Raw genomic sequence first — 6,000 nt, forward strand, 5'->3', positions numbered from 1 at the left:
GGTGGGGGCAGGTCGTCTGGGGAGCTCGCGAGCCCTGAAGTGCCAGCCTGCGCATACAGGCTACTTGCTGATGCAGGATGGACGAGTCCTGGACGGTTGGTGGTTGCCATGCTTCCTCTCATGATTATCTTGTCTTGTATCAGCGGTGTATTTTTGAATGATCCGTTGATATAGCCCCATATGTCAGATGTGACTATCGATGCATTTTTCGGGTGACGTTGTTGATTCTGTTGGTAGTGGTGTACGAAGAGTCATTGATGGCTGTCGGCTGCAAGCCCATTCGGTGCGATTCCATCGTGTATTGCCATTACGGTATTAATCGTGGGGATGGTGGAAATGCAATGATGTTGCGTCGAGTGTGACGTACCATGCTTAAGATCCTGAGTATTGCGGGCTTTACGATGTTTTGAACTTTAATCTTTGAGTGGTGTTTCCGAATCGTTTTTGGGCCCGCATTGTGTCGTTGACATTGTGGTTTAATCGCAACGGGTGTGTTGGTCGAAAGTGTTGGAAGCAAAACGGTGCTGGGTAGCATGCAAACTGATCCTGATGTGGTCGAGGTGGTGTGCAACATGTAAAAAAGCTGTGTTAGATGCGCTACTTTGGATCACAGGCCATGTCCAGCACATGTCGAATGTGCAGCGCCAAGCAAGAGTCTTACAAGAGGCGACTAATAGTGAAGTCAAGAAGTGCTTGAAATCATCCAGGCTGAGCTGGAGCCCCGAGTTCCGATGTGTCATCACATGAGGATGTACGTTTAGAGGTGAGCAGGACATACCGAAATGAGCCGGAAGCGGAGCGATCTGTTGGCGGTGGAAGTGGCATCGTTGACTGATGCGTTGCAATACACCTGTGTCCAGTATTTCAGTGAGGACTTATTGCTGTACAAATTTCCTGGCTTTTGTCGGTGCTGTGACATCAAGGCACCTTACAGCGTCGACGCCGGTGTCAGGTGATCTGAATTGAATAAAGGTTAACTCTCTCTTGTGTCAGACTTGAGGGTTCATCGTCAGTGATTGTTTAATTGATCACGCGCTTGCTGATTTGTTGAGTGATGCAGTCTTCCGACTGAGTGTGTATCCGATGTTTGGCGTTCAAAGCAGATCTGCAAAATTGCTGATTCGATGCAGAAAGTAATTGTCTGATCGATAAGATCGAGGCTGAGTCATTATATATGTCCGCCTTTATTCATATGGCTGAGATGTGTCCGAATATGCGAGGCTGAGTCGAATCAGTAGTGACTTTGGTTGCGATCTATGTATGTTTTCGATCAATCGTAAACATGTTCCAAATCATGGTTGGTGACACGATTGTTGTAATTACCAAAAAAAGAAATAACGATGCAGATAAGAACAGAGCAGTCGACCTGCTTGCAACTAGTTTGGTGAAGTCATTGATGGAGAATGCAGTGTGGTGAGCGTTGTCCATTTTTCGGTATTTCGGCCAAGCGAATGATCGTTGATCGAAATTTGGGGTCGTTTTGCTGTTTTCTGGTAAATAGTGGTCGTAGGTTTTGATATGGTTGGATAGCGGTGATGTTATAGCTGTTCTGCTGAATATTGCGACTGTATGCTTATGGTGTCTTGATGTGCTGTTACTGTACGTAGATACGGCTATGCTCGGCTAGGTACTTGTCAGCAATGGTCGAGTCACTCTCAATGAGCGGTACAGTGCTTTTGTAAGAAGCAACCGATGAAGCGGCCTTTCATGATGATGAAGTTCGGATGATTTGGATACCTGATCGAATGTTGGCCGATCGTGCTGAGAGCAGACACGCTGACCGTTCACCACCTGATTGACGTCAGTGCCGAGTGGTTCGACTGTTGCACCAAATGGACGGGCGATAAAGAGTTCTTGCAGGCGTATAACGAAATACGGTCGTGTAGCAGGCGCAACCACATGGGTTACAATGATTTCTGCATCAACGGCTATGTGATTTTGGATGCTGAGGAAGACGCGATTCACAGATGGTCATAATGCAGCAACGAGCACAACTTTAGAATAAATTTTCTGGTAAAAGTGCACATCATGGCTGGCTGTAGAACTGCTATAACGAGGAAGTTCACATGAGTTTTCTATCTGCGAAGGATATGGTGACTCGTTAAAACTGATTTATCAAATGTAATGACGTCGGAGGAAAATTCATAGAATTTTGAGCATGTATTGCGTTTTGAGATTCTTAAAGGCCATCCAGATGCTTTTGCTTAATGAAATTTCTTATTTTACGCTGTTAATTAAAAAAGGTATTTGGATTCCTATCGTTTTTGCATTTGTCGGATGCAGTACTTTCGGTTCCACAAAAGATCAACCTTCCAAAAGGTCAGATGCTAGTAGTATCTCCAGATCGGCTCTGGCCTCACGCATCGACAAGATCATTGCAAGCAATAAAAGCACTGAAGGTAGTCTCGTTGCGTTAACTGTACGTGATGCCAAAACAGGCGATGTTCTTTACGCACTTAATACAGAGAATCGACTGTCTCCAGCTTCCAACCTTAAGCTCGTGACACTCTACTCGGCATTTTCGGTGCTGGGGGGCGATTATCGGTTCGAAACCAGTCTCATGACGGACGGAATACAGAGAGAAGGACATTTGGCAGGTAATTTGTATCTAAAAGGAACGGGGGATCCAACGTTAAGCGCTGATGACTACGACAGTCTCGCAAGTGATCTTGCAGCACGAGGGATTAGCAAAATCGATGACAATCTCGTTCTGGACGATACTTGGTTCGATTCAATCGCATTAGGTTCTGGCTGGATGATCGATGATGAAGATAAATACTTTGCGGCACAAATAGCAGCGCTGACTTTTTCCCCAAACGCAGATTTCGATGCAGGGTCTGTCATTATTGACGTCAGCGCCGTAGAAACAGGAAATAGTGCTCCAAGAATAACAGTTTCACCTCGTAATAATGTAGTGAAAGTGATCAGTCGTGTGGTCAATGGCAATACCAGCGCAGTCACAATTTCAAGAGCCCGTGGGAGTAACGACATTTATGTATCTGGAACGGTAAAGCCTGGAGATTCGATACAAGAATTGCGCAGCGTATGGAGACCTTCCCTGATTGTTTCCGATATTTTCCAGATCGCGTTGAAACGCCACGGAATCGAGGTCGCTGGCCATGCAGTAGTGGGGCAAGCCGCGCCGGAGCAGGTATCGATATTAGTAAAGCATCAGTCTGCATCTCTTGAGAGTCTAGCGATCCCTCTCATGAAACTTTCGAATAACACGATGGCAGAAATATTTCTTAAGTCGATAGGGCGAAAGTCGCTGAATCAGGGGAGTGCCTCGGCTGGTGTGCAGGCTACTTTGGGTGTGCTTGCTGCGGATGGTATCAATTCCGAGTCGTTAATTCAGGTCGATGGTTCTGGCTTGTCCCGTTATAATCTTGTTACCTCTCGGATCTTGACCGATATCCTACTTGCGGCGCGCAAGAAACCTTGGTTTGCAGCATTGTATGCTTCGTTGCCTGTGGCCGGTCAGCCTGATCGCCTCATCGGAGGTACGTTGCGAAATCGGATGCGTGGTACGGTTGCAGAGAGTAAGGTGATTGCCAAGACTGGTTCTATGACGGGGATTTCATCGCTGAGCGGCTATGTGACAGCAGTGGATAATTACCCACTGGTTTTCAGCATTTTGCTCAATAATCTGATCAAACCCGCGAATCAAACAGAGGATTCCATCGCTGAAACTCTTGCCTCATGCCGATGTGCATCTGGAGAAACTCATTAGCGTGTCTTTTAAAGAAACTATATAAAGGTGTTTATCATCGGGGTGTACAGCAAGCAATCGCGTCATCAGTTGACATTTGATACCACCATTATTTGATAAGCTGCTTAGTCAGTGATGACCTCTAGTGCAGCGGCACCAAGATCAGTACGAACAAGTCAAGGCTAATTAAGTTTGTAACAATGTATTTTTCTCCAATGGGTAAGAGTTTGATGTCGATGGCATCATCTCTAGTATGCTTCCATGTGCACATTTAATTCTGTCATGGTCAGCTTGTGTGTGCCCTGTACTTAGGTAGGTTGCCTTTCTTCGTCTTTTTGGCAAGGGTAAGGTCATTATGGATGTGACTTTGGCGGTACCGTGCGCACACTGACCAAGTGTGAAGTATCGATTAAAGACAGATATCGTATCGTGTTGAATGGATAATTGGTCAACTTTGAAATCATGGTTCCTTAGTTATTTTGTGGGATTCGATTTGGAAATTTTATTGCTCCAGTGAGCATGAAGTGACTGCGGTTACTGTTCTTTAGTGTAGTGGTGACCCAGGGTTAGAGTGCAGTGGTTGGTATTGTCACCAGAATATTTCACATGGCGAAATTTGAAGGCTTCGATATTTTTCTGGTTACAGTTGTCCATAGAAGTAAATGGCGATATTTGTATTGCTGTGGTGTTGGTTGTTGTTTTTGGTGTGGTCTATCGGCAGTTACGTGTGCCACGGTCTTGGCGATTTTGATTGCCCGTAGCGAGTTAAGTGTATTGTGGTTGTGTGGTGCGGTGATTGTTACATTTTTAAACGCAGCCTCGAATGGCGGCATTTGTTGACTCAGTCTGCTCAGCATTATTTAGTGTTACCTGATTAAAGCAAAGTGTTTGGGGTGGTAACCCGATCACTGGATTTGCCGTTATTGAGTGTGTGAACGGATGGGTTTGTGAAAAGGAGATAGCCGAGCGACAGTGAATTTTTGATCTGTGTCTATGGGCGGCGTGGTGTTTTGTGCAGTTGCAGTTATTGATCTGTGCCAGTTATTGCAAGGCGAGATCAGTGTTGTGACTAGAATTCTGACTCAATATATTGTCCAGCTTGAAGTCTCTCCTCAGATCGGTAGTAAAGGATTTCTATTTTTATAATGAGTATTTTATCGGTTTATTCCAATGAAATGACGTTTTTCTACCATCTTCATTTTTTATCTTTATTCGCGGTAAGATCGTGAAACAAATTTTCGGAAAGGTATGAATAAAATTTTTTAAAATTGGAAATACTATTACCGATAATCTGAGTCAGTACAGGTGAAAACGAAAAAACGTGCTTTCATGTTAAACATAGAATGCGTGGTACCTTACGAGGTATTGCCTGTTCTGAAAAATAAATGCTTTAATAAGCATCTTCGATATGTGATTATGAGGAAATTTTATTTTATTTATTTGCTGCACTTAATGGGATCCGTTGACTGATTTAGTAATGGAATAAGAACATATGTGCTTGGAAGGATTTCAAGCGATATCCAATGCGATTATTGCATAATGTATTTCTGGAGTTTGTCAAAAATAAATTTCATATCAACTAATCAATCACAGAAAAATATTTAAGAGTCTGTTAATTTAACTCCTTGGGGCACAAAGACTGGATAAGCTCAGTCGCCTCTATAGCGGCTCGAGAGTATTTCCATAAAAGAATTTTTTAATCGTGATTGCCATTAAAGATACTATGACTTTTAATATGAAATCAAAAAATAAATATTTTGCATCACTGAATAATTCTCTTAGATCGGTTCCATGGCGGATATTGGCACTCATTGGAATGATCACTGGTGCCACAGTTGGAGTAGTACAAGTTCAAATCGAAAAAACGATCATACAAGAAACGAATATAGAGAAGAAAATAACGGAGTTCACTAATAAAAAAGATGCAAATAAATCTATAATTAACTTGAGTGTAAAAAAAGAAAAGACGAATGCACTTGTTGTTAATGAAGGAAGTCGGATGACCGAAGAAAACAAGGAGAAATGGAAATGTATCGATGGTATCGCTTTTCACAGAATTGTTGGAGGTTGGGAAAATGTACCAAATGCCAAATGTGGCCTCTAAGGTATCTCATTGGTCAAGAAAAAAGATAGTTACACATTTTTAATTATATTTTATCGAGATAAAAATGATTTGAAGGGATGTATCGAAACCGTTGTTGCGAGTCACGATAGTAATATAAGGTGACAGTATTACTCTCTGTGTACGGAAGCGATGTTTTATGGTCATTATATTGCTATTTCTTGATATG

At 43.0% G+C, this 6,000-nt stretch carries 5 protein-coding genes; 4 read left to right on the forward strand and 1 reads right to left on the reverse strand.

Features of this window, described 5'->3' with window-relative positions:
- Positions 1-782 precede the first annotated feature (782 nt).
- A complete protein-coding gene (locus PLS229_RS00265; RefSeq protein WP_160165216.1) occupies positions 783-956 on the forward strand; it encodes a hypothetical protein in 174 nt (57 codons plus the stop codon).
- A gap of 667 nt (positions 957-1,623) precedes the next feature.
- Here the strand turns inward: PLS229_RS00265 and PLS229_RS11850 are convergent.
- Entirely contained in the window at positions 1,624-1,965 is a 342-nt protein-coding gene (locus PLS229_RS11850) for a hypothetical protein (protein WP_152536652.1), read from the reverse strand.
- Positions 1,966-2,194: 229 nt separating this feature from the next.
- On the opposite strand from PLS229_RS11850, the gene dacB reads away from it, so the two are divergent.
- From dacB to PLS229_RS00275, 3 genes are all read left to right on the forward strand, one after another.
- Positions 2,195-3,730, forward strand: a complete 1,536-nt coding sequence (gene dacB, locus PLS229_RS00270; RefSeq protein WP_081755472.1) for a D-alanyl-D-alanine carboxypeptidase/D-alanyl-D-alanine endopeptidase — start codon at positions 2,195-2,197, stop codon at positions 3,728-3,730.
- A gap of 585 nt (positions 3,731-4,315) precedes the next feature.
- Positions 4,316-4,549, forward strand: a complete 234-nt coding sequence (locus PLS229_RS11855) for a hypothetical protein (RefSeq protein ID WP_216651942.1) — start codon at positions 4,316-4,318, stop codon at positions 4,547-4,549.
- Between the two features lie 862 nt (positions 4,550-5,411).
- Positions 5,412-5,813, forward strand: a complete 402-nt coding sequence (locus PLS229_RS00275; protein WP_152536653.1) for a hypothetical protein — start codon at positions 5,412-5,414, stop codon at positions 5,811-5,813.
- The last annotated feature ends 187 nt before the right edge of the window (positions 5,814-6,000 follow it).

The sequence above is a fragment of the Xylella taiwanensis genome, from assembly GCF_013177435.1.
Classification (GTDB): Bacteria; Pseudomonadota; Gammaproteobacteria; order Xanthomonadales; family Xanthomonadaceae; genus Xylella; species Xylella taiwanensis.

What these genes read in the sequence shown, in the direction of transcription:
- PLS229_RS00265 (WP_160165216.1), top strand. Translation starts at nt 783, where the DNA reads ATGAGCCGGAAGCGGAGCGATCTGTTGGCGGTGGAAGTGGCATCGTTG.
- PLS229_RS11855 (WP_216651942.1), top strand. Translation starts at nt 4,316, where the DNA reads ATGGCGAAATTTGAAGGCTTCGATATTTTTCTGGTTACAGTTGTCCAT.
- dacB (WP_081755472.1), top strand. Translation starts at nt 2,195, where the DNA reads ATGCTTTTGCTTAATGAAATTTCTTATTTTACGCTGTTAATTAAAAAA.